The sequence below is a fragment of the Chroococcidiopsis sp. CCNUC1 genome (genome assembly GCF_023546805.1).
Classification (GTDB): Bacteria; Cyanobacteriota; Cyanobacteriia; order Cyanobacteriales; family Chroococcidiopsidaceae; genus Chroococcidiopsis; species Chroococcidiopsis thermalis.
The window spans coordinates 649,034-669,845 of the sequence record NZ_CP097480.1 but is presented as its reverse complement, the minus strand read 5'-3'; the positions used below and the strand labels follow the sequence as shown (position 1 = coordinate 669,845).

The 20,812-nt window shown below is 42.3% G+C and carries 12 protein-coding genes, 1 tRNA gene and 5 pseudogenes; 7 read left to right on the top strand and 11 right to left on the bottom strand.

All coding sequences use genetic code 11. The annotated features are described in order from the left end of the window. The first annotated feature begins 38 nt into the window (after nt 1-38). Complete coding sequence (locus tag M5J74_RS03165) at nt 39-824, top strand: DUF3891 family protein (protein ID WP_250015337.1); 786 nt, start codon at nt 39-41, stop codon at nt 822-824. Between the two features lie 37 nt (nt 825-861). Here M5J74_RS03165 and folB read toward each other — a convergent pair whose 3' ends face one another. Both folB and M5J74_RS03155 read right to left on the bottom strand, forming a co-directional pair. Then, nucleotides 862-1,224: a dihydroneopterin aldolase gene (gene folB / locus M5J74_RS03160; protein ID WP_250015335.1), complete on the bottom strand. Its 363-nt coding sequence runs from the start codon at nt 1,222-1,224 to the stop codon at nt 862-864. Nucleotides 1,225-1,275: 51 nt separating this feature from the next. Then, nucleotides 1,276-4,299, bottom strand: a complete 3,024-nt coding sequence (locus tag M5J74_RS03155; protein WP_250015333.1) for an FAD-binding and (Fe-S)-binding domain-containing protein — start codon at nt 4,297-4,299, stop codon at nt 1,276-1,278. Between the two features lie 161 nt (nt 4,300-4,460). On the opposite strand from M5J74_RS03155, the gene M5J74_RS03150 reads away from it, so the two are divergent. Beyond that, nucleotides 4,461-5,762, top strand: a complete 1,302-nt coding sequence (locus M5J74_RS03150) for a cyclic peptide export ABC transporter (RefSeq protein ID WP_250015331.1) — start codon at nt 4,461-4,463, stop codon at nt 5,760-5,762. Nucleotides 5,763-6,150: 388 nt separating this feature from the next. On the opposite strand, the gene M5J74_RS03145 is transcribed toward M5J74_RS03150, so the two are convergent. Continuing rightward, nucleotides 6,151-6,762, bottom strand: a complete 612-nt coding sequence (locus M5J74_RS03145; RefSeq protein WP_015152675.1) for a chorismate lyase — start codon at nt 6,760-6,762, stop codon at nt 6,151-6,153. 193 nt (nt 6,763-6,955) lie between these two features. Next, a tRNA-Leu gene (locus M5J74_RS03140) sits at nt 6,956-7,036 on the bottom strand. A gap of 159 nt (nt 7,037-7,195) precedes the next feature. On the opposite strand from M5J74_RS03140, the pseudogene accC reads away from it, so the two are divergent. After that, a pseudogene (gene accC, locus M5J74_RS33230) lies at nt 7,196-8,544 on the top strand (acetyl-CoA carboxylase biotin carboxylase subunit). Between the two features lie 40 nt (nt 8,545-8,584). On the opposite strand, the gene M5J74_RS03125 reads toward accC, so the two are convergent. Beyond that, nucleotides 8,585-8,872, bottom strand: coding sequence for a YggT family protein (locus M5J74_RS03125; protein ID WP_106169023.1), 288 nt, complete (start codon nt 8,870-8,872; stop codon nt 8,585-8,587). 173 nt (nt 8,873-9,045) lie between these two features. Here M5J74_RS03125 and M5J74_RS03120 point away from each other — a divergent pair, with 173 nt between their 5' ends. Continuing rightward, complete coding sequence (locus M5J74_RS03120) at nt 9,046-10,158, top strand: AI-2E family transporter (RefSeq protein ID WP_106169024.1); 1,113 nt, start codon at nt 9,046-9,048, stop codon at nt 10,156-10,158. Between the two features lie 36 nt (nt 10,159-10,194). Here M5J74_RS03120 and M5J74_RS03115 read toward each other — a convergent pair whose 3' ends face one another. Next, the gene (locus tag M5J74_RS03115) at nt 10,195-10,635 is read right to left on the bottom strand and encodes a secondary thiamine-phosphate synthase enzyme YjbQ (protein WP_106169025.1); all 441 of its coding nucleotides are present in this window, start codon (nt 10,633-10,635) and stop codon (nt 10,195-10,197) included. 226 nt (nt 10,636-10,861) lie between these two features. Here M5J74_RS03115 and M5J74_RS03110 point away from each other — a divergent pair, with 226 nt between their 5' ends. Together M5J74_RS03110 and M5J74_RS03105 are read left to right on the top strand one after the other, a co-directional pair. Further along, nucleotides 10,862-11,368: a hypothetical protein gene (locus M5J74_RS03110; RefSeq protein WP_250015323.1), complete on the top strand. Its 507-nt coding sequence runs from the start codon at nt 10,862-10,864 to the stop codon at nt 11,366-11,368. 590 nt (nt 11,369-11,958) lie between these two features. Beyond that, nucleotides 11,959-14,387, top strand: a pseudogene (locus M5J74_RS03105) (PhoX family phosphatase). Nucleotides 14,388-14,643: 256 nt separating this feature from the next. Here the strand turns inward: M5J74_RS03105 and M5J74_RS03100 are convergent. Continuing rightward, entirely contained in the window at nt 14,644-15,282 is a 639-nt protein-coding gene (locus M5J74_RS03100) for a TetR/AcrR family transcriptional regulator (protein ID WP_106169028.1), read from the bottom strand. Between the two features lie 142 nt (nt 15,283-15,424). Between M5J74_RS03100 and M5J74_RS03095 the strand changes: the two genes are divergently transcribed. Continuing rightward, the gene (locus tag M5J74_RS03095; RefSeq protein ID WP_250015322.1) at nt 15,425-16,147 is read left to right on the top strand and encodes a DUF4336 domain-containing protein; all 723 of its coding nucleotides are present in this window, start codon (nt 15,425-15,427) and stop codon (nt 16,145-16,147) included. Nucleotides 16,148-16,282: 135 nt separating this feature from the next. On the opposite strand, the pseudogene M5J74_RS03090 reads toward M5J74_RS03095, so the two are convergent. The 4 genes and pseudogenes from M5J74_RS03090 to M5J74_RS03075 all read right to left on the bottom strand — a co-directional run. After that, nucleotides 16,283-17,880 (bottom strand): annotated as a pseudogene (locus M5J74_RS03090) (iron uptake porin). A 113-nt stretch (nt 17,881-17,993) separates the two neighbouring features. Continuing rightward, nucleotides 17,994-18,944, bottom strand: a complete 951-nt coding sequence (locus M5J74_RS03085) for a lysylphosphatidylglycerol synthase transmembrane domain-containing protein (protein WP_250015320.1) — start codon at nt 18,942-18,944, stop codon at nt 17,994-17,996. Nucleotides 18,945-19,121: 177 nt separating this feature from the next. Then, a pseudogene (locus M5J74_RS03080) lies at nt 19,122-19,694 on the bottom strand (hypothetical protein); the annotation flags it as partial. Nucleotides 19,695-19,837: 143 nt separating this feature from the next. Next, nucleotides 19,838-20,791 (bottom strand): annotated as a pseudogene (locus tag M5J74_RS03075) (hypothetical protein); the annotation flags it as partial. Nucleotides 20,792-20,812: the final 21 nt, after the last annotated feature.

Sequence of the window (20,812 nt, the reverse complement as noted above, 5' to 3'; positions counted from 1 at the left end):
AATTTAATCTCAAGTTAATCGAGCGAGAACGCAGAGAGATGCTCCACCGCCAAACACCAACAGGAATAATTGCGATCGCACAACCAACTCATGCTTGGATTGCAGGTTGTCTGGCACAAGCTTGGGGAAATCAAGATTTTGGGAATTTTACGCCTAGAGAAGAAGTTTGTCTTGGTGCGGCAATACACGATATTGGTTGGGTCTTTTGGGAAAACGAACCGACTTTAAATCTCCAGACGGGTTATCCTCATCATTTTATGGAACTCCCTTCAGAAATCTCGGTTAAGATTTGGTCTGGTGTCAAGCATTTAACTTCGTCTTACGGTAGATATGCAGCGTTATTGGTTTCGCTCCACGGTACGGGATTGTTTGAGCGCTTCCGAAAATGGGAAAATTCACCTGAATCTACTCAGTTAGTAGAAGAATATTTGCAGCAAGAATATGCTTATCAAAAACAGCTCGTTAATTATTTACAGAATGACTCTTACTATGCAAATCATACAACTCCAGAAGTAATTCAACGCAATCGCAAATTAGTAGCAATTTGGGATTTATTATCACTTGCTTTATGTATGGGACTGCGAGAGGAAAGGCAATTTCATGATATTCCTACTGCATCTGGGGAAACGACTCTGACTCTAAGTCCTGTAGATGATAATTTTGACAAAATTAAAGTTGAACCTTGGGCATTTGAACGAGATGAAGTAAAACTCAATTATGATGGGCGAGTTTTAAATGAAAAGTTTACCGATGAAACTCAAATGCGTCAGGCTTTGGCAAATGCAGAATGGGTAAATATGTCTACTGTTTTGATTCCAATGTAGAGACGTTACATGTAACGTCTCTACATTGAATTGGAAATTATTCCCGAGCATTTCTCGTAATTTCAATTGAAATTCTGCCGCTAAAATCTGGTATGGGTGCGGCGGGTTTAGATAATTTTACTTTAACTTGTTCTATCCCCTTCACTGCTAAAATAGATTCCGCGATCGCTGTTGCTAGTTTTTCGACTAATGCAAACTTAGAAGTCTTAACTAAATGCTGAATGTTACTAATAATATTACGATAATCGATTGTGTCTTCAATAGCATCGCTCTTACCCGCCACCGATAGATCTAACCACAGCGTTACATCAACCTCAAACCATTGTCCTAATACCTGTTCTTCTGGTAAATATCCCGTATAACCATAACAGCGAATTTTTTCTAGATGAATGCAGTCCATATAATTAGGGTAATTGGTAATTGGTAATTGGTAGAATTTGTGTTAAATTAATTATATTTTACAGTGCGAAAGTATAACTTGAATTGGATGTAAAGGTACGAAACTATCAAATCGTTTGATTTGAGAACGACAAGAGTAACCAGTAGCTAAACAAAACTTTCTCTGTTCTACATCGGATGAAATTTGCCGTCTCCAGCTCATAGAATAAATTCCTTGAGATTCATTATAGTGTTCGGCTTCATGTCCGTAAATACCCGCCATGCCACAACAGCCTGTAGCAACTAAACTCAAAGGAATTTTTAACATTTGAAAAATCTGCTGCCATTGTTTTTGTGAGTTTAAAGCAATCGTTTTTTCGGTACAGTGACCGAATAAGTAATAACGATATGATTCAGATATGCGATCGCCAATTTTTTGCTTTAACCTCGCTTGGTTTTCCCACAAAAATTCTTGCAATAACTGCACTCGAAAGCTTGCTTTTAAACCTTTAATTTTGATATACTCATCTCGGTAGGTTAGGACAATACTAGGTTCAATTCCTACAAGGGGAATTTCTAGTTTTGCTAATTGATTTAAATAGTCAGTATTTTTTTGCGCGATCGCTTGAAATGTTTTTAAAAACCCTTTAACGTGCAATGTCTTTCCATTCACGAAAAAAGGTGGAACGTACACTGTATAACCTAACTCGCGCAAGCAATCGTAAGTATCGAGAACTATTTGCGATTCGTAAAAGCTGGTAAAAGCGTCTTGCAATAAAATAACGCTGTTTGCTCGTTCTAACTTGCTAAGAGTAGATAATTTCTCTAAATCAAAAACTGGTGCTTGTCTTTGTTTTAATCCCTGTCTGACAGTCAGCGTGCTGATTGCGGGTGGATCGACCATTCGCACGAATTTTTGAATTAACCAGCGCGTCACGAAGTTTTGAGTCAGAAAATTGAATAAGACAGGTGCGTGAGATTGCCAATTGGCGAGAGTTTCAATATTCCCAACGAAATAATCGCGCCAATGCCTCAGATAGCGGGTGTGGTAAAGTTCGAGAAATTGTGCTTTCAGACTGGGAATGTCTACATGAATCGGACATTGACTAGCGCACGCTTTACAGGAGAGACAACCGTGCATTCCGTTATACACTTCATGGGAATAGTCATAACTTCCCCAGATCTTAGTTAAATTATTCCAGAACTTGAGGGTAAAATTTCCAGATTTTTCTATTTCTTCACTTTTATTGATGGCTAATTGCCGCAACCATTCTCTCATCAAACTGGCACGACCTTTAGGCGAGTGAATGCGATCGCCTGTAATTTTGGCAGACGGACACATGACATCATCGGGATTGTAGTTAAAGCACGCGCCATTACCGTTACAGCTAAAAGCAACTTCGTATTGCGATCGCACTTCTTTTGCAACTTGGCGATCGAAATGTCCCCGTAAAGGTGCTTCGACTCGTACCACTTCGTTATAACTGGCGTTTGGCGCGACAATTTTGCCTGGATTTAAGCGATTATCGGGATCGAAAGCTGCTTTGATTTTGCCTAAATCGGGATAGAGTTCGCCAAAAAAGGTAGGAGTATATTCGCTGCGAAAACCTTTACCGTGTTCTCCCCACATTACGCCACCATATTTTCTGACCAACGCCACAACTTTGTCAGATAATTCTCCGATCAGTGCTTCATCTTGTGGTACTTTCAGGTCTAGTGCTGGTCGAACGTGCATACAGCCTACGTCTACATGACCGTACATGGCATAATTTAGCTGATAGGCATTGAGTAAAGTTTGAAATTCGCAAATATAGTTAGCTAGACACGCTGGCGGAACTGCGGTATCTTCAATAAAAGCAATTGGTTTGCGATCGCCTTTAGTATTACCAAGGAGTCCTACACCACGTTTGCGTAAGTCCCATAAATGAGAAATTTCTGTTTCGTTTTGCGCCAAATAATAACCAGTTGGTTGCTGAGGCTGGTTTCGATTTAAGGTAATGCTTTGGCAGATTCGAGTAAGTTTCTGTGCTAATTCCTCTAAGTCGTCACTGCTAAACTCAACTAAGTTGATTGCTTTTGCACCTAGAATAAAATGTTTGACTTTTTCATAAATCTCATCTTGTCTCGCCAGACTGAGAATTTTTTCGTCAATGGTTTCTATAGCTGCGGGTGCAAAAGCTAATAAAGTCTCTGCTGCAAATAAAGCATCGTTAAAACAGTTATAGTGAATTGCCAATAATTTTTTATATTTAGGAATCGGAGTTAACTTTAATTTGGCTTCGGTAATAATAGCAAGCGTTCCTTCCGAACCTGCTAAAAGCCAGTTTAGATTAAATGTTTGTTCTGGCGGTGAATAAACCTTTGCCAAGTTATATCCCGTCATAAATCGAGGCATTTTAGGAAAACTTTGCTCGATGATTTTTTGCTTGGTTGTAACAATTTCATTAACTTGACTGTAAATATGTCCGATGCTATTTGGTTGTTGCTTTAGATGATTTAATGTATAAAGGTTAATAGCGTGCGATCGCCCCACAGTCCCATCTGCTAAAACCCAATTTAACTCTAAAATATGGTTGCTAGTGCGTCCGTAAATCCGCGAACCTTGACCGCAAGCATCAGTATTAATCATACCTCCAATCGTCGCACGGTTACTAGGAGATAAAGACGGTGCAAAAAATACTCCATAAGGCTTTAGTTCGGCATTCAATTTATCCAAAACTACCCCTGGCTGCACTCGTACCCATCCCTGTTCCAGATTTATTTCTAAAATCTGGTGCATGTACTTAGAACAATCAATAATAATTCCAGGGGAAAGCGATTGACCGTTAGTTCCCGTTCCTCCACCTCTGGGTGAGAAAGTTACAGATTTAAATGGTTCTTGCTGTGCTAATTGAAATAAATGCACTAAATCTTGTTCGGATTTAGGATAGACAACCGCTTGCGGTAAAATTTGATAGATACTATTGTCAGTTGACATCATCAATCGACTGGCAAAATCAGGGCGAATTTCTCCTGAAAATGGTGTTTTCGCCAGTGCATCTAAAAAAAGTAGATATTCGGGTTTTAAGTTGTCCTTTAGATTTAGCTTGGGAATCATAATTATACGCAATCTACTAATAAAGCTTTTAAAAGAGTTGATGACAGCAATCGGTTAAATATTTACTAGAGATTATTTATACTGAAACTCATATATTGCTACCTCACTATTTTGCGATCGCTCTTGACTGATAACTGGTAACTGATAACTGATAACTGTAAATGAAGTTAATTCGCCTTTTTCTCAGCGCCTCTTGGCAAAGTATCACTTTAGCAGTGCTGACTAGTGTACTCAGCGGTGCGAGTAGTGCTGGAATTATTGCCCTAATTAACACATCATTGCGAGTAACCAATCACGTCAACCCAGTTCTAGCACTAGGATTTGTAGCACTTTGCCTCATACTGCTAATCTCAACGGCAACATCTCAAGTCTACATTGCTCGATTAGCAGAACGGATTATTTTCGATCTTCGACTGCATTTGACGAGTCAAATTTTAGCTTGTCCTCTACGACAGCTAGAAGAAATTGGGATTCCACGACTGCTGGCGGCTTTAACACAAGATATTGAGATAATTGCCAATGCATCTGTCCTCATCTCTATGCTTTGTGTTTTCGTAGCATTGTTGCTAGGTTGCTTATTGTATTTGAGTTGGCTGTCGTTACCGCTATTTAGCTTAACAATGGTGCTGATGCCATTAGGTGTTTTTAGCAACCAATACTTAATTTATCGCGGTAGACATTTCTTAAAATTTGCTCGTGAAGAACAAGACAGGCTGTTTCAGCACTTCCATACCGTAACTGAAGGAATTAAAGAACTAAAACTGCACCAGCAGCGAAGACAGGCTTTTTTAGTAGAAGACTTGCAAGCAACAGCCGTGCGATCGCAACATTATCGCATAACCGCAGCCAATTCATTTGCGATCGGTGGTAGTTGGGGATTAGTGGCGCTGTTCGTTCTAATTGGACTATTCCTATTCGTCGTACCGTTGCTATTTGCGGTTCCCAATGCGGTATTGTCTGGTTATGCTTTGACGCTAATTTTCATGCTGACACCCATCCGTGGCGTACTCAACGCGCTACCGGAACTGCTACGAGCTAATATTGCACTAGAAAAAATTAATACATTGGGACTCTCGTTAAACTCACCCAGTACTGAAGTAGGAAAACTACCAGTAGCAATTCAAAATCCTGATTGGCAATCGTTACGAATAACTGGAGTAACCCATGCCTATAAAGGAGAACGAGAAGACAACCACTTTACTCTAGGACCGCTCAATTTGACTTTATCGCCTGGAGAACTAATATTCATCGTAGGTGGTAACGGTAGCGGTAAATCAACCCTCGTAAAGTTGTTGACTGGACTATACGCGCCTGAAACTGGAAGGATAGAATTTGACGGACAAACTATTACTGATGCTAACCGAGAGTGGTATCGTCAGCAGTTTTCGGTAGTGTTTTCAGATTTCTATTTATTCGATCGCCTTTTGGGATTAGATAATTTAAAGAGTGGCGATCGCGCATAGCACAAGAATACCTCGAAAAATTACATCTCGATCGCAAAGTTGAAATTGATAATGGAGTATTCTCTAGCACTGCACTTTCTCAAGGACAACGCAAACGTCTAGCACTCCTCACAGCATATCTAGAAGATCGAGCGATTTACGTCTTTGACGAATGGGCTTCCGACCAAGATCCGGCATTCAAAAAGATTTTCTATACTCAACTTTTACCAGAACTGAGAAGCCGAGGCAAGGCAGTTGTAGCAGTCAGCCACGACGATCGCTATTTCGATTTAGCAGACCGGATCGTAAAATTAGATTACGGCAAGATCGAATATGACAAAAATATGCATTGAATATGTGTTGCTAGTAGTTCGCGCACACGTCGATTTGCAATTCGTTGGCAACTATCTCAATCTACTTGCGTCAACCCTAGATATTTTGTTAAATAAGGCGAAAACACCTCATAAATCAACGTCAAAGGCTTTCCATGATGCCAGAACAAGTAGTGACGACCCCAAAAGGGTCCCTTGTGTTGAAATCCTGCTTCTAAAGCCTCTGAGTGACCGTAATAAACTCCTTGGACATCCCGATATAGCTCAGTCCGCAAACGCGCTAGACTAGCCCAAATTGGTAAGGAACGATTTTGTAAATATTCATCTACGTGGCTGGCTTCCCACCAAGATGCGGCATATGCCAAACGTTGACCCGATTGTTTGCGCAACCACACCTGTCGTCTCAATCTCGGTCCTGGGACAGCTTCGATGATACTGGGTGCATCATCTAAATCCATGCCAACTACTGACATATCAATCACGTCAACTTCCGTGGGTTCCCCAGTTAGCAATTGTAAATGGCGTGTAGGAGAACCATCACCTAACAAAAGTAACTGCCAAGCTGGAGCAAGACGAGTATGAGGTAACCCTGGTTGTATAGTATTCTCATCACCTTCCCAAATGGGTGAGAGACGATGCCAAGACTTAGGTAGTACCTGCTTATCTGTAAAGTTATAAGTCGCAGTCAATTTGTTTACAAAAATTCATGACTTTCTTATTAATATAACAGGAGTCAGAACAGTTATCAGTTATCAGTGACTCGTGGCTAGTGGCTGGTGACTAGAAAAGAATCCAGCCACTAGATACTCACTCATGACAGCTACCAACCACCCATGACAACCGATCGCTGGTCACTGGTCACTGGTCACTGGTCACTGAAAATGCGGATGGCGAGACTCGAACTCGCAAGGCAAAGCCACACGCCCCTCAAACGTGCGCGTATACCAATTCCGCCACATCCGCGCTTGCAGATATATAATTTAGCATACTTGTGGAGCAAGACCAGCAAAGTTGAACAAAAAAGAGGCGATCGCTCGTGCCAAAATAATTACGAATTACGAATTACGAATTACGAATTCTGCCAACCCCTATGCTGATGATACCGACATCCTTTGCTGGAAGATGCGCTTTGACAAAATTCTGATTGCTAACCGAGGGGAAATCGCCCTGAGAATTCTCCGTACTTGTGAAGAAATGGGAATTGCGACGATCGCGGTACACTCAACCGTAGACCGCGACGCGCTCCACGTCCAATTAGCTGATGAAGCGGTGTGTATTGGCGAAGCTCCCAGTAGCAAAAGTTATCTCAACGTCCCTAGTATTATTGCCGCAGCTCTGACGCGCAACGCGACTGCCATCCATCCTGGTTATGGCTTTTTAGCGGAAAATGCGAAATTTGCGGAAATTTGTGCCGACCACCAGCTTGCCTTTATTGGACCAACCCCAGAAGCAATTCGAGCTATGGGCGATAAATCCACAGCGAAGGAAACGATGATCGCGGCAGGAGTCCCCACCATCCCTGGGAGTGATGGGTTAGTCAGAGACGAAAAAGAAGCGCGGGAGATCGCGCGTCAAATTGGCTACCCAGTCATGATTAAAGCCACTGCTGGCGGTGGTGGCAGGGGAATGCGTCTGGTTCGCAGCGATGAAGATTTAGGGCGATTATTTTTAGCGGCTCAAGGAGAAGCAGAAGCCGCCTTTGGCAACCCTGGTCTGTATGTCGAGAAATTTGTCGATCGCCCGCGCCATATTGAGTTTCAAATCTTAGCAGATAGCTACGGCAATGTCGTCCACTTGGGCGAACGGGACTGTTCGATCCAGCGCCGCCACCAAAAGCTATTGGAAGAAGCTCCCAGCCCTGCCTTAACCCCGAATTACGGGAGAAAATGGGAACAGCTGCGGTAATGGCGGCAAAGTCGATTAATTACATCGGTGCGGGGACGGTAGAGTTTCTCCTGTCGCAAACTGGAGAATTTTACTTCATGGAAATGAATACGCGGATTCAAGTCGAGCATCCCGTCACGGAAATGATTACAGGACTTGACTTAATTGCCGAACAAATCCGCGTTGCCCAAGGGGAAAGCCTGCAATTCACCCAAGAGCAGGTAAAGTTGCGGGGACACGCAATTGAATGTCGGATTAATGCTGAAGATCCAGACCGAGATTTTCGTCCCGCACCAGGACGGATCAGCGGCTATCTCGCTCCTGGAGGACCAGGAGTCAGGATGGATTCTCACGTTTACACCGATTATCGCATCCCGCCTTACTACGATTCTCTGATTGGTAAGCTGATCGTCTGGGGACCAGACCGTCCGACTGCAATTAGGCGAATGCGACGCGCCTTGCGGGAATTCGCCCTCACAGGCGTACCGACGACTATCGGCTTTCACCAACGGATTTTAGATACTCCAGAGTTTCTCAAGGCAGAGGTTTACACCAATTTTGTCGAGCAGGTGATGTTGAAGAAATAGATCGGTAGAGACGTTACATGTAACGTCTCTACATAAAATTTCAATGCATCAGCATCATCAGCAGTCCTTGCTGACCGAGCAGAATTTCTCGCAACAGGCTAAAAATTCCGACCCAGATGATGGGGGTAATATCCACACCGCCTATGGGTGGTACAAGTTTTCGCATCGGTACTAACAAGGGATCTGTTGGTACGGCAATTAAGTTGTATGGAAAACGCTTAAGGTCTATTTGGGGAAACCAAGTCAGCACGATGCGGAAGATAAATAGCAGAATCATTAAGCCGAGAAAGATCCCCAGCACCAAATTTGCGATCGCAGCAGTTGTCATATATGGTCATTGGTAATTGGTAATGGGTAATTGGTAGTTGGCAAGAGGTAAGAAGCAAATTTAGATGTCTAACTTACGACTTACGACTTACAACTTTACCCTGTCACTTAAATAGATTTTGCCACTAAAATCGAGGATTAGTGGTGGAGCAACTATTGTGGGTGGTGTGAGAAATGCGCCGTTCAGCCTCTTGGCAGCGTTTAGCGATTTACGGTTTGAGCGGTCCTGTTATTGCTCTGAATATTTGGTTATTGAGTCAAGCTTTTCAATATTTTCAGCATACGATCGCCGTATTGACGATCGCGGCTATTTTGGCTTTTCTACTCAATTACCCAGTCCGGTTTTTCGAGCGAGTTGGCTTTAGCCGCTCTCAGGCAGTCATCGTCGTTCTATTTTTGAGTTTAGTCTTGTTGGTGGCGATCGGTCTAACTCTAGTGCCATTGGTCTACGACCAAACAATCGAATTGATTCAAAGAATTCCCGATTGGTTAAATACAATTCAAACACAGTTGGGAAGACTAGATAGCTGGGCGCGGGTAAGAAAGTTACCTCTCGATCTGAGCGGTTTTAGCAATCGCGTTAACGATACGATTGAAAGACGCTTGCCATCTATACCAGAACAGGCGTTTGGAGTTGCCCTCGGGACGCTGTCGTGGTTAATTGAGACAATTTTAGTGGTGGTACTGGCATTTTACATGCTGCTCTACGGCGATCGCCTCTGGCGCGGTCTCATTAGCTTCCTACCACCAGAGATTGGACTTCCGTTTAGTGCTTCCTTGCGACTCAATTTTCAAAATTTCTTTCTGACTCAACTATTACTGGGGTTATTCATGTTTGCCGCTTTAACCCCAATTTTCGTAGTTCTCAACGTGCCATTTGCACTACTATTTGCCCTCTTAATTGGCGTAGCCGAACTCATCCCATTTATTGGTGCTAGCTTGGGCATTGGTACAGTCACGCTGTTAGTCATGGTGCAAAATTGGTTGCTGGGGTTGCAAGTTGCTTTGGCGGCAATTGTGTTGCAACAAATTAAAGATAACGTGCTAGCACCTAGATTGATGGGCAATTTTACGGGACTCAACCCAATTTGGATCTTTATTGCCATCTTGACTGGAGCTGAAATGGGTGGTTTTTTGGGTGCAATTGTAGCTGTTCCCCTGGCTGGTACGATTAAAAATACTATTGATGCAATTCGTAACCTGCGGCGTTCTACTGTAGCGGCTAAAATTACCATCACGCATGAGGATGCGACTTCTACTGAAGGGAAAGATAATCTCAGTTTTTGATTTATATTAAGGTGGACAATACCCACCCTACTTTTATTATTCACCCCAAATTTGACACAGAATTGTTCTTTTTCGAGCGCCGTCTAATTCAAAAAATAAAACTGATTGATAGGTTCCTAATGCAAGTTTCCCATCGACTATGGGAATAATTTCGTTATTATTAAGCATCATCGCCATTAAGTGCGAGTGAGCATTTATCGGCTCATCTTCAGGGATATTTTTTCTTAAGTGCAAGTCGTTATGCAAGTAGCATTCTGATTCGGGAACTAATTTGCTCAAAAAAACTTTGATATCTTCTAGTAATCTTTCTTCGTCTTCATTAATTGCTAATGCGGTCGTAGTATGACGAGAAAAAATTAAAACTTGTCCGTTATTAATTCCTGTGGCGGATACTATCTTGTCAATTTCTGGTGTAATGTTATGAATATTAATTCCTTGAGCGGTTTCGATTTCAATAAATTTATTAATGATTGGCACGGTAGTCGGTAAATGGTAATGGGTAATTGGTAGTTGGTCATCAGTGAATGGCTGGTGGCTGAATTCTTTTCTAGTCACCAGCCACTAGCCACGAGTCACTGATAACTAATAACTGAAACTTAACCTGGACTTACTGACTTATTAAAGCGCGATCGCTAAGCTTAGGAACAGTCTGCATTTCTCCTTTCCTCCTCGTAACTATGCAGAAATTAAGCATTTAGTCAAGATGATGAGTGTTTTTCAACAACTTCGATTATTTAAAGCGATCGCCCCAGCCAAAACAATTCCAGTAAAAATCATTTTAGTCGCAACAATGTGTGTAAGCTGCTGGTATTCTACCCCAGCTAGAGCGCAACCTAAATCTTTAAATCTCGTCCTCAGTTCTGAGGGAATGCCTTCTTTTGCTCGTTTGATGCAGCAAGCTGAGTCACAGACTAGCAAGTTGATTCAGCAAGAGTTCGATCGAAAACCCAGAGTTACAGAAATCGCTGTAACGGTAGTAGGCGATCGCAATGGGCAACAAGTCCCTTTACTCCATACTCAAGTCTCGCGAGTCGATTGGCGATCGCAACCCGTGTTGAGTCACTGGACGAGATACTTCAGCAACTCCGCACTTTTGTTAGGCTTTTCCTCATCGCCAAATGGAACTGCAACCGATAGTCAGCGTACTCCTGCGAATGTAAATACTGCGCGTAGGTTAAAAGAAGACGATCCCGCCTATCGCGATGACTGATTGAAATGAGAAATGTACGTAATTCTGCAAATTTTGATTTTTTTATACACACCGATCTATTGTTGCGATCGCAGAGGTGGCGCGGAGAAAATTGTTTAAACAACAAAGTATATCCGATAGGCTCGCATTTAAACTACTAGCTGAATTGAGAAAATAGCTTTCAGCAAGCAAACTAAATTTTGCAAATTGATGACTAGATATATTTGCTTATCGTGTTCTATATAAAGTTAACTATAGCAACCTAATGTAAAAAAATGACTCAGTATTAACCAGGCGATTAACTCACCTTAATGTTGCGGGATTATCGTAACAGAGGCAACAATATTTGTTTGAAAATAAGTCCCTGTCTTAATAATTAGTAGTAGAGAAAAAGCGAGAGCGCGTCTTTTGGTTACAGCTCAATCCAAGCTTTTGTTTGATATGTTTGTAATTAAAAATACATAAGCTAATAGAAAAGGCGCGAGCATAGTTATCGCGTTGAAACCTGAAGGAACCAAGAGCTAATAGCACTCTGCACTCTCTACTAATAATTGCAATACAGACATTTTCAAACTTGAGGATCTGGCGATTCCGAATCAAGAGGGAGTTTCATGTCTAGAATTACTCGGAGGCAGCTGTTAGTTTTCTTCGGTGCGGGTGTTGGTGCTGCTGCTTTCTCACCCGTGCTAGAGAATAAACTGTTTGGTGCTGGTTCTAACGCTGCCCAAGCAGCTGAGGCTTTATCGTTCACCCCTGTACGATTGCCCCATCCGTTACCCATTTATCAACAACTGCCTAGTTACCTACCAGCAGGCAGTGAAAAAGGGCAAGTTTTACAACCATCGACAGATGCGAGATTGACGAAATATACCGTCTACGATGATGTCATCGTACCCCCAGAATATGAACGCTACGTCATTGTTGGCTGGGGCGATCGCGTCTTCTCCAACCCAGACGATTATTTTGGTTATAACTGCGACTACACGGGTTTTATTCCTATTAAGGACAGTAGGGTTCGCAATATTATCGACGGTAGCAGTTACGACGGCATTGCTGTTAAAGACGGCTACTTGTGGGTGAACCACGAATACGTTTCCTACCCCATTTCTCTTCTCGCGCCTGAAACCCAGAAGATTTGGCAGGGTTCTCCGAATCTTTCCCTTATTTAGGAATCAATATTACTGAGAAAAACCGCACATTGCTAGGCGAGTTTCTTTACAACATGGGTGGTTCGATTGTCAGAATTCGCCAAGGTGATGACAGACGTTACAGCGTTGTCAAAGACCCGAAAAATCGCCGCATCCACACCCTGTCAGGCTTAGGAATCAACAGCGATCGCACTGATGCTTACAAAGAAGTCACATCCTGGGGTGAAAAAAGCTATCAGAAAGGCGATCTCAACTACCTCATCGGTACGGGTGCGGCTGCTAAGGATGTATTTGAAGCCGTCAACACCGATGGATTGGGTAGCAAAATCATCGGTACGGGACACAACTGTTCTGGTGGTACAACTCCTTGGGGAACGATCGTGTCCGCAGAGGAAAACTTCCAAGCTAGTGAAGAGTTCTTCGTCGGAGTTACAGAAGCCGTTCTGCCTAACGGTACGCAAACAGAATACACCGAAGGCACGACTGGAGCTGAATTCGGGATGGTAGGGGAAAAATACGGCTGGATGGTCGAGATCGATCCCGCCGATCCCAAATGGCGATCGCGCAAACATACTGCTCTCGGTCGCTTCCGCCATGAGAATATCACTATAGTGGCGGAGTCTGGAAAAAAACTCGTTGCCTACATGGGTGACGATCGCCGTGGCGGACATACCTGGAAATTTGTCAGTGCAGGGAAGGTCAAATCCCCTGAAGACAAGAAAAATAGCGAACTATTCGAGACGGGTACGCTCTACGTTGCCCGATACAATCCTGATGGTACAGGTGAATGGCTACCGTTAGAGATTGGTGCGAGTACCAACCCCATTTCCCCTTCCACGCTTGGCTCGGTAGAAATTCAAGCTTTGGGTAAAGCGACGCGCAACGCACTGCTACCATTACCGCGACGCAACGGCATTGCCGCACAAACAAAAGATGGTGGGAAGTACAACATTACGACCGAGAACGAAGCTACGGCTTTAAAAGACTACCAAGGTAAGAAACTCTCAGATTTCTATACCAGTCAAGGCGCGGTGTTAGTTGATGCCTTTTTAGCTGCTAACCTCATCGGTGGTACTCCTACCGCTCGTCCTGAAGATTTGGAAATCAATCCTCGCAATTCAAGGGAAGTCTTCATCGCTTATACCGATGGTGCGCCAGGTAGCGATGGTTATCCAGATTCTCGGATATTTGTTGTCTCTAAGTACAGCAAAGATGTCAACGCCGGGCAGCCTTCAGGAGAACTGTTTAAGATTACTGAAAACAGTTCCGATAATACAGGTCTAACTTTCCGTTGGCAACGCTTAGCCAAAGGTGGGGAAGCAGGAGCCGAGCCAGGAGACGGTTTTGCTAACGTGGATAACCTTGCTTTCGACAGCCAAAATAACGTCTGGGGTGTCACGGATATGTCCACTGGCGCTCATAACGGTTTTGGTGAAGGAGCAGAAGCAAAACCACTCAACATCGACCATACAGTAGTTGGAGCTGTGGTAGAAGGTGCATCCTCCGATCTCAACATTCAAACATCCGATTTAATTGGAGTTTTCGGTAATAACTGGCTGTTCTACATTCCTCTAGATGGTGAGAATGCAGGGCAGATCGTACCCTTTGCCTATGGTCCGCCGCGCTGCGAAATGACAGGACCTACTTTTGTCAGCGATACCTTAATTATTGCCGTGCAGCATCCCGGGGAAAACTGCCCCTTCAATCCGCCTCAAAGTCTCAATCGCGACATTGAGATGCTGAATTTGGATGGGACTCTGTTCACGCAAAATAGAACTGTCCCACGCGGTAGTAATTGGCCTAGCAATTTAGCTGGAGATCTTTACGGTCCGCCGCGTCCTTCTGTAATCGGTATTCGTCGTAAAGAAGGTAAAGGCGATCGCTTTGTTTAACAGTTATCAGTTGTCAGTTGTCAGTTATCAGTGACCAGTTAATTTCAACTTACGGCTTGTAACCAGTGACTAGCTATTAGTAGGGTGGGGGATACTTACCCTACTTTTTTATTACTAAATTATAAAAAATTTCTTCATTTATTCACTCAGATAAGTTTCCTTAAGTTATCTTGCAAATGGCTTCACGATAATCCTAAATGGGAGTATTTAGCATTAGGACGATCGCGCTTATATGGATTATGCGATCGCCTTAGTATTAGCTCCCAATTTTCTCATTTGTCGGATCGCAATCGGGAAAAAGCGGTTGAAGATAGCGAATTAAAATGTGTTTGGTTTCAGTCACGATCTGCTGTCGTAACCGTTCTGTTTGGGCAAGGGATAATAGCTGTAAGGCTCCAGTAATTTCTACGCTGACTAAAGCCGCTAGCTGGCGTTGCTCTGGTTCCATCTGCGGTTGTCGCAAGGCAAAAAAAGCTTCTAAATGTGCCACAATTTCGCGATCGGCACGTTGATTCACCGCCTGTAACTCAGGAGAAACTCGCGATCGCAACATAATTGCTTGCGCCCCTGGTACGGTCGTGAAAAAATCATCAAACGCTTCGACTGTATCGCTGACCACCTGAGCCAGAGGTCGATCTACTGTTGAGGAATTGAACTTAGTGACAAATAAATCCCGCATTTGCTCGGCATATCTCTCTGCCAAGGCGTATAAAACCGCAGATTTATCTGGAAAAAAGCGATAAAGCGAGCCAATAGAAGTATTTGCCCGTTGTGCGATCGCCTCCGTAGAAGCTGCTTCATAGCCAACTTCGGCAAACACTGCGGCGGCGGCTTGCAGAATTTGCTCAAATCTTTTTCTGCTACGGGATTGTTGCGGTAAATGCCTGGAAGTCATGTATCAGTAATCGTACGGTCGGGTTTATCTGTCTCTCTTGACAAACGTGAGGATTTCTCAGATTATGCAAATATGAGGATTCCTCACGTTTAGAAGGGCGATCGCTAATTATGGCATTCAGTACACCCCACACCCTAAGCTTATGCTGAGAGAAATCGATCGAAATATCTGGGTTGGCGAACGGCAACTTAAGTTTTTAGGTCTAGAAGTGGGAACGAGAATGACAGTAATTCGCCTTGACAATGGCGAACTTATAATTATTTCTCCCATTGATGTTGATGAAACAATTATTCAGCAAATTAACGCACTGGGTAACGTCACCACAATTATCGCGCCAAATTGCTATCATCATCTTTTTCTCACTAACTTCAAGGAGATATATCCCAATGCCGAGATTTGGACTGCTCCAGGTTTAGACTTGAAAAGACCAGATATAAAGAGCGATCGCATCCTTAGCGAATGTGGTAGAATCGGCGATTTGAATGAAGTTGAATATCTTTTATTTGCGGGATTTCAAACTATAGGTATCGGCAATTCGGGAATATTAAATGAAATCGTATTTTGGCATCGAGAAAGCCAAACTTTGGTATTGACAGATACAGCATTTCATGTTGATGCTAGTTTTCCTTGGCAAACACAATTAGTTTTCAGAATTATAGGAGGCGATCGCCAGTTGGAACCAACATTATTAGAAAAACTTGCTTCTCGCGATAAAGAACGGGTAAAACAGTCAATTCAAAAAGTTCTGTGCTGGGATTTCGATCGAGTCATTATGGCTCATGGCAGTATTATCGAACGTGACGGTAAGCGCCAATTACAAGCAGGATATGAGAAGTTTTTATCTACAAAAAATTTACAGATATAACGCTCTTAGATAATCGTGAAATCGATTGCCCGTGTAGAGACGTTACATGTAACGTCTCTACACAGGAACGTTTACAAATCAATTTGGATTGCTATAGCTCGTTCGTAGTTCGGTAGTCTAAATTAGAACTCTTAATTAGAATTCAAAAGTAGTACGAATTGTCCCAACATATAAAGTATCGTTATTGTTATCGTGTTCGGGATTGATAATAACTAAGAAACCTGGAGTCATTGAAATTTGTTCGCTGAGTTGCAAGCGGTAGAATGCTTCAAAATGCCAAGCTGTATTGCGGTCTTGAAAATCTGTGCTGAGATCGCTGTTAGTAACCTTTGGTGGCTGACCGATAACAATTCCACCTAAGCTACCCTCTTTCCCTAAGTCAGGAAAGGCAAGGGTGATAGCATAATTAAAAATCTCTGCGGTTGGATTGTCTGGTAAATCTGCGGCTGTCGCATTTGTCAAACCCATCCATCCACCGATCGCAAATTTAGGATTAATCTGCCAAGTTGTAGCAATACCATAAGAATTTGCTCGGATAGCATCGCTGTTTTCATCAAAAGGATCGTTGGCTAGTTCGCTTCCCGTACCTGTATCTATTTGGTTGTAAGAATGTACGTAAGTTAAACCTAACTCAAATCGATCGCTATACTCAAAATACAATTGCGCGATCGCGCCGTAAGCACTACCACCAATTCCAGATTCCGGTTCGTTAGCATCTTCAGCAACGTAACCCAGTTGCAGAGAGATCTCCTCAGTCAAATCGTATTCCACACCTACTCCCGTACCCGAACCTTGTCTGTATATCGGATTGCGCCTGCCAAAGCGAGATATTGCCCCCCGACTGCTACTATCAAGGAAAGAATTGACTGTATCGGCGAAGTCATCTATTCCACTACCGAAGATCCCCGCGTAAACTGTAGTTTGTTCGCCAACGGGAAAGCGGTACTCAATGCGAGTTAACTCAAACTGATTCTCGCTATCCCCTTCAAATCCCAACCGCGCCATTGTTGTCCCAGTCGCATCTTCAACTCCGGGGAAGTTATTCGCTTGTATACGCACCCTCAGACGATCTTCCCCATAAAACTAGAATTAAAAGTTAGTCGCACGCGATCGCTCAAAACTAAATTGCTATCTACTTTTTCACCACTACCATCGGCTTTTTCGTCACCTACAGCGCCACTGACAGCAAAGATGACTTGACCTGAGAGAGTTGTAGTTGTAGAAAATTGTTGTGCTTCAAGCTGCTGGGCTTGACTTTCTAATCCCTCTACTCGTCTTGTTTGTAGATTAGCTAGTTCAGCAGCAAATTCTGTTTGCAATCTTTGTAATTTGGTGATGTCTGATTGACTCACTCGTTCAGCGTCACCTGTAGCAATTAGTTTTGCAATTTCAGTTAAAACAGCATTTAAAGTAGAGGCAAATTCATAGCGTGTTAGACTGCGATCGCCATTAAAATCAATTGTCGTATTATAGCGTTGGCTAAGAAATTTTAATGTTTGCCACTGCCAATCGCGAGCGCTAATATTGTCGAGTTGGGAAACAGGCGTTATCCGATCGAGACTGTTAGCTTCGTAAGGTGCGATCGCTTTAAAGCTAGAAGATAAGTTATTTGCTCGATCTAAATCTGTGTTTTCTTGCTTCAATTCGCTGGCAAATACACTATTTGTTAGTGCAAGCGTTGCACCAAATACAAATATGCTTGTACGAATATTATTGCTAATAATCTGCAACACAATTCCTGCGACTAGAAACACTCAATAAAATATACATGTATTTTCTTCACAGGTGCAAGATTACTCTATAAAAATAAAAAATTCATGAATCTAAAATGAGAAAAATCTCATCTTTACTTCTCTTGAGAAAGACGGCGAACGGTTGTTAAATATTGTCCTAAAAAAGGGAAACCACCAATCGCAGGTAACAAGTAGCGGGACGTGCAAAGTAAACCTAAAGCAGCTGCCGTAGGAGCATTAAAATAGGGTTGGTAGAACGCAATTAATGCAGCATCACGAGTGCCAACACCAGCAAATGTCAGCGGTAATAATCCTGCTAAAATCGCTAATGGAGAAAGAGCAAGGTTTGTTAAAAATGGTGTCCAGGCTTTTAGAGCCAGAATGAAGAACCAAATCTGTAATAGATGTAAAAACCAAATAAATATAGACGTTAAAGCGATTTTGAATAAATTAGCTCGATCGCGCCAAAAGTAATTATGCATTTCCTTCCAAGAAAATTGCAATTTTTGAATTTTAATTTTAAGTTTTTTGGTAGCGATTGCTTTACTGAAAACAAAAAATATTTGGGCAAATTTACGAGAACTGAGTAAGAGTAAGCCAAGAATTAATCCCAATCCCACACTTACTGTCATTATCCAAAACAACCAATTCTTATAAGGATAAAGAATTAAACCCAAAACACACCATAATAATAACGATAGTAAATCGCAAGTTTTCTCAAAAACAACTAAAGATAAAGACAAAGAGCCAGTTAAATGCCCTTGCTGCCGCATAAAATAAGCTTTAGCAATATCGCCCATTTTTGAAGGTAAGACCATATTCAGAACGCTAGCAGCTAAAATTAATTTATTTGCTTCTCCAAAGCTTAATTGAGCTTGTTTGGGAGCTAGTTGCTGCAATCGCCATGCTGTAATAGTTGTTATGGGTACGACCATACATAGACTGACTATCATCCAGTAAATGTTTGAGTTTTGAAATACTTTGATGAGGTTAGTAAAGTCTATCCTCCAGTAAATAATTACTAAAATTATTAAGCTAACTACAATAGAAATTATTCGTTTCATGTTTGAACCCAAAAAATATTCAATTTCTTCAAAATTTACGCAGTCGATCCCCCAACCCCCTTAAAAAGGGGGCTTTGAGTTCCCCTTTTTAGAAGGAGGGAACTAGGGGGGATCGAGATCTCAGATTTCAAGTGCGTAACTCCTGTTCTTGTAGAGACGATGTATCAACAATACTTTCTAAAAATACCGTTCTAATTTTAGCGATTCACCTGGGGCGAGTTGTTTGACTTCTTCAGTCAAATTCCATTCAGGCTGCAACTGACCGATTTGAAAAGTTCGACTCATGACAACATAAATTGAAGTGCGATCGCAGCCAATATCAGCAGCTATAACATTTTCCCAATTCTGAGCTTTTAGTTCGTCAATTATCTGTAATTTACCATTCTCCCAAAACAGTTGACGTTGAAACCAGAATGGTGCGTCTTTCTTGCCAACAATCAAAACTTTTTGTAATAACTTCCGAATTAAATTAGGAAAAAATCGTCCGAAGCCCAGCATAACTATGCGTAATATCATTAAGTTGGCTGGTGTCATTTGTTTTTGCTTCGCCCATCCCAACTGTCCTTGAATTGTAATTTTGTTTTGTTCTAGAGCGATCGCATAATTTCCTACTAAATGTCCAACCGCATTCTTAATTTTTTTACCTTCTTTAACCAAAAGTGAAAACTGCGTATCTGAAGCTATCAACTGGTTGTTACGAAATAGTTTAAACGTACCTCCCTTATTAAGTGCCAAATACAATTCATAATTATCTCCCTTGTCCCCCTTGTCCCCTTGTCCCCTTGTCTCCCTTGTCTCCCTTGTCTCCCTTGTCCCCCTTGTCCCCCTTGTCCCCTTGTCTCCCTTGTCCCCTTGTCCCCCTTGTCCCCCTTGTCTTCAGACGTACCTTGATATCGGTCTATCAAAATCTTCGCCTCCGGTAGCCAAATTCTACCTGTAGGACGAGATTGAGATAAAGGACGTTGAGGAACAAAATCGCGCCAAGCCAACAAGTAATTCCAAGTATGATGTCCGATAATATGGTCATCACTATAACAAGGTGCTAAACCGTTCGCTAATCCAACTAAAAAAGCATCATTAATTCTTAAAGCATCTGGGAACCATTGCCCAACTAATTCAAAACCATGAGGGAAGTAATTGTATGTATTACGACTAGTATATTCTCCCCCGTATGAACCATCAGGATGGACAAACTGAGCAGCTAATTCAATCGCTTTGATTAATGCCTCTTTGATGCGAATATCGGGTTTAAGTTGATAAATTCGCGCTAAACAAGAAATAGTTAAAGTATGATAACCAGGATCGCAACCTTCATATTCTTGAAACCAGCCTTCGCTACTTTGCCAAGCTAAAACTCGTTCTAAGCGCTGAACTTTTGCTCGATCCCATTGAGAGGTTTGTAATAAATTTGAAAGTAATTCAAAACACAAAACAATCAAGGCTTGGTGATTGGTAAGTCTACCACTTTCATGATGTTTTGCTAACCAATTAGCACGTTTAGTAAAAAATTGCAGAGCGATAGGATTATTGAGTTTTAATAGGGTGTAGCTATCAATACAGGCAAGCAGAGAAAAAGCCGCTGCACCAGCAGCTCGTTCGTAGGGAAAATAATCGTCACAGGAACCATCTTTATGAGCGCTACGAGCAGCATATAAAATTCCTGCTTCCACCCACTGAGGAACGATCCTTTGACGATAAAAAGGGTTATTTGGTAAATCCGTATCGTATGCTAAAGCGAGAGGTAATACAAATTCTTGCGCCATCCCGCTCGGAAAATCAATAATTTTGTAATGCCAAAAATTGCGATCGCAACATCCATAAGTAGGACTGTGAACATTACGATCCATGAGGGTTAGAATTTTAGGAAT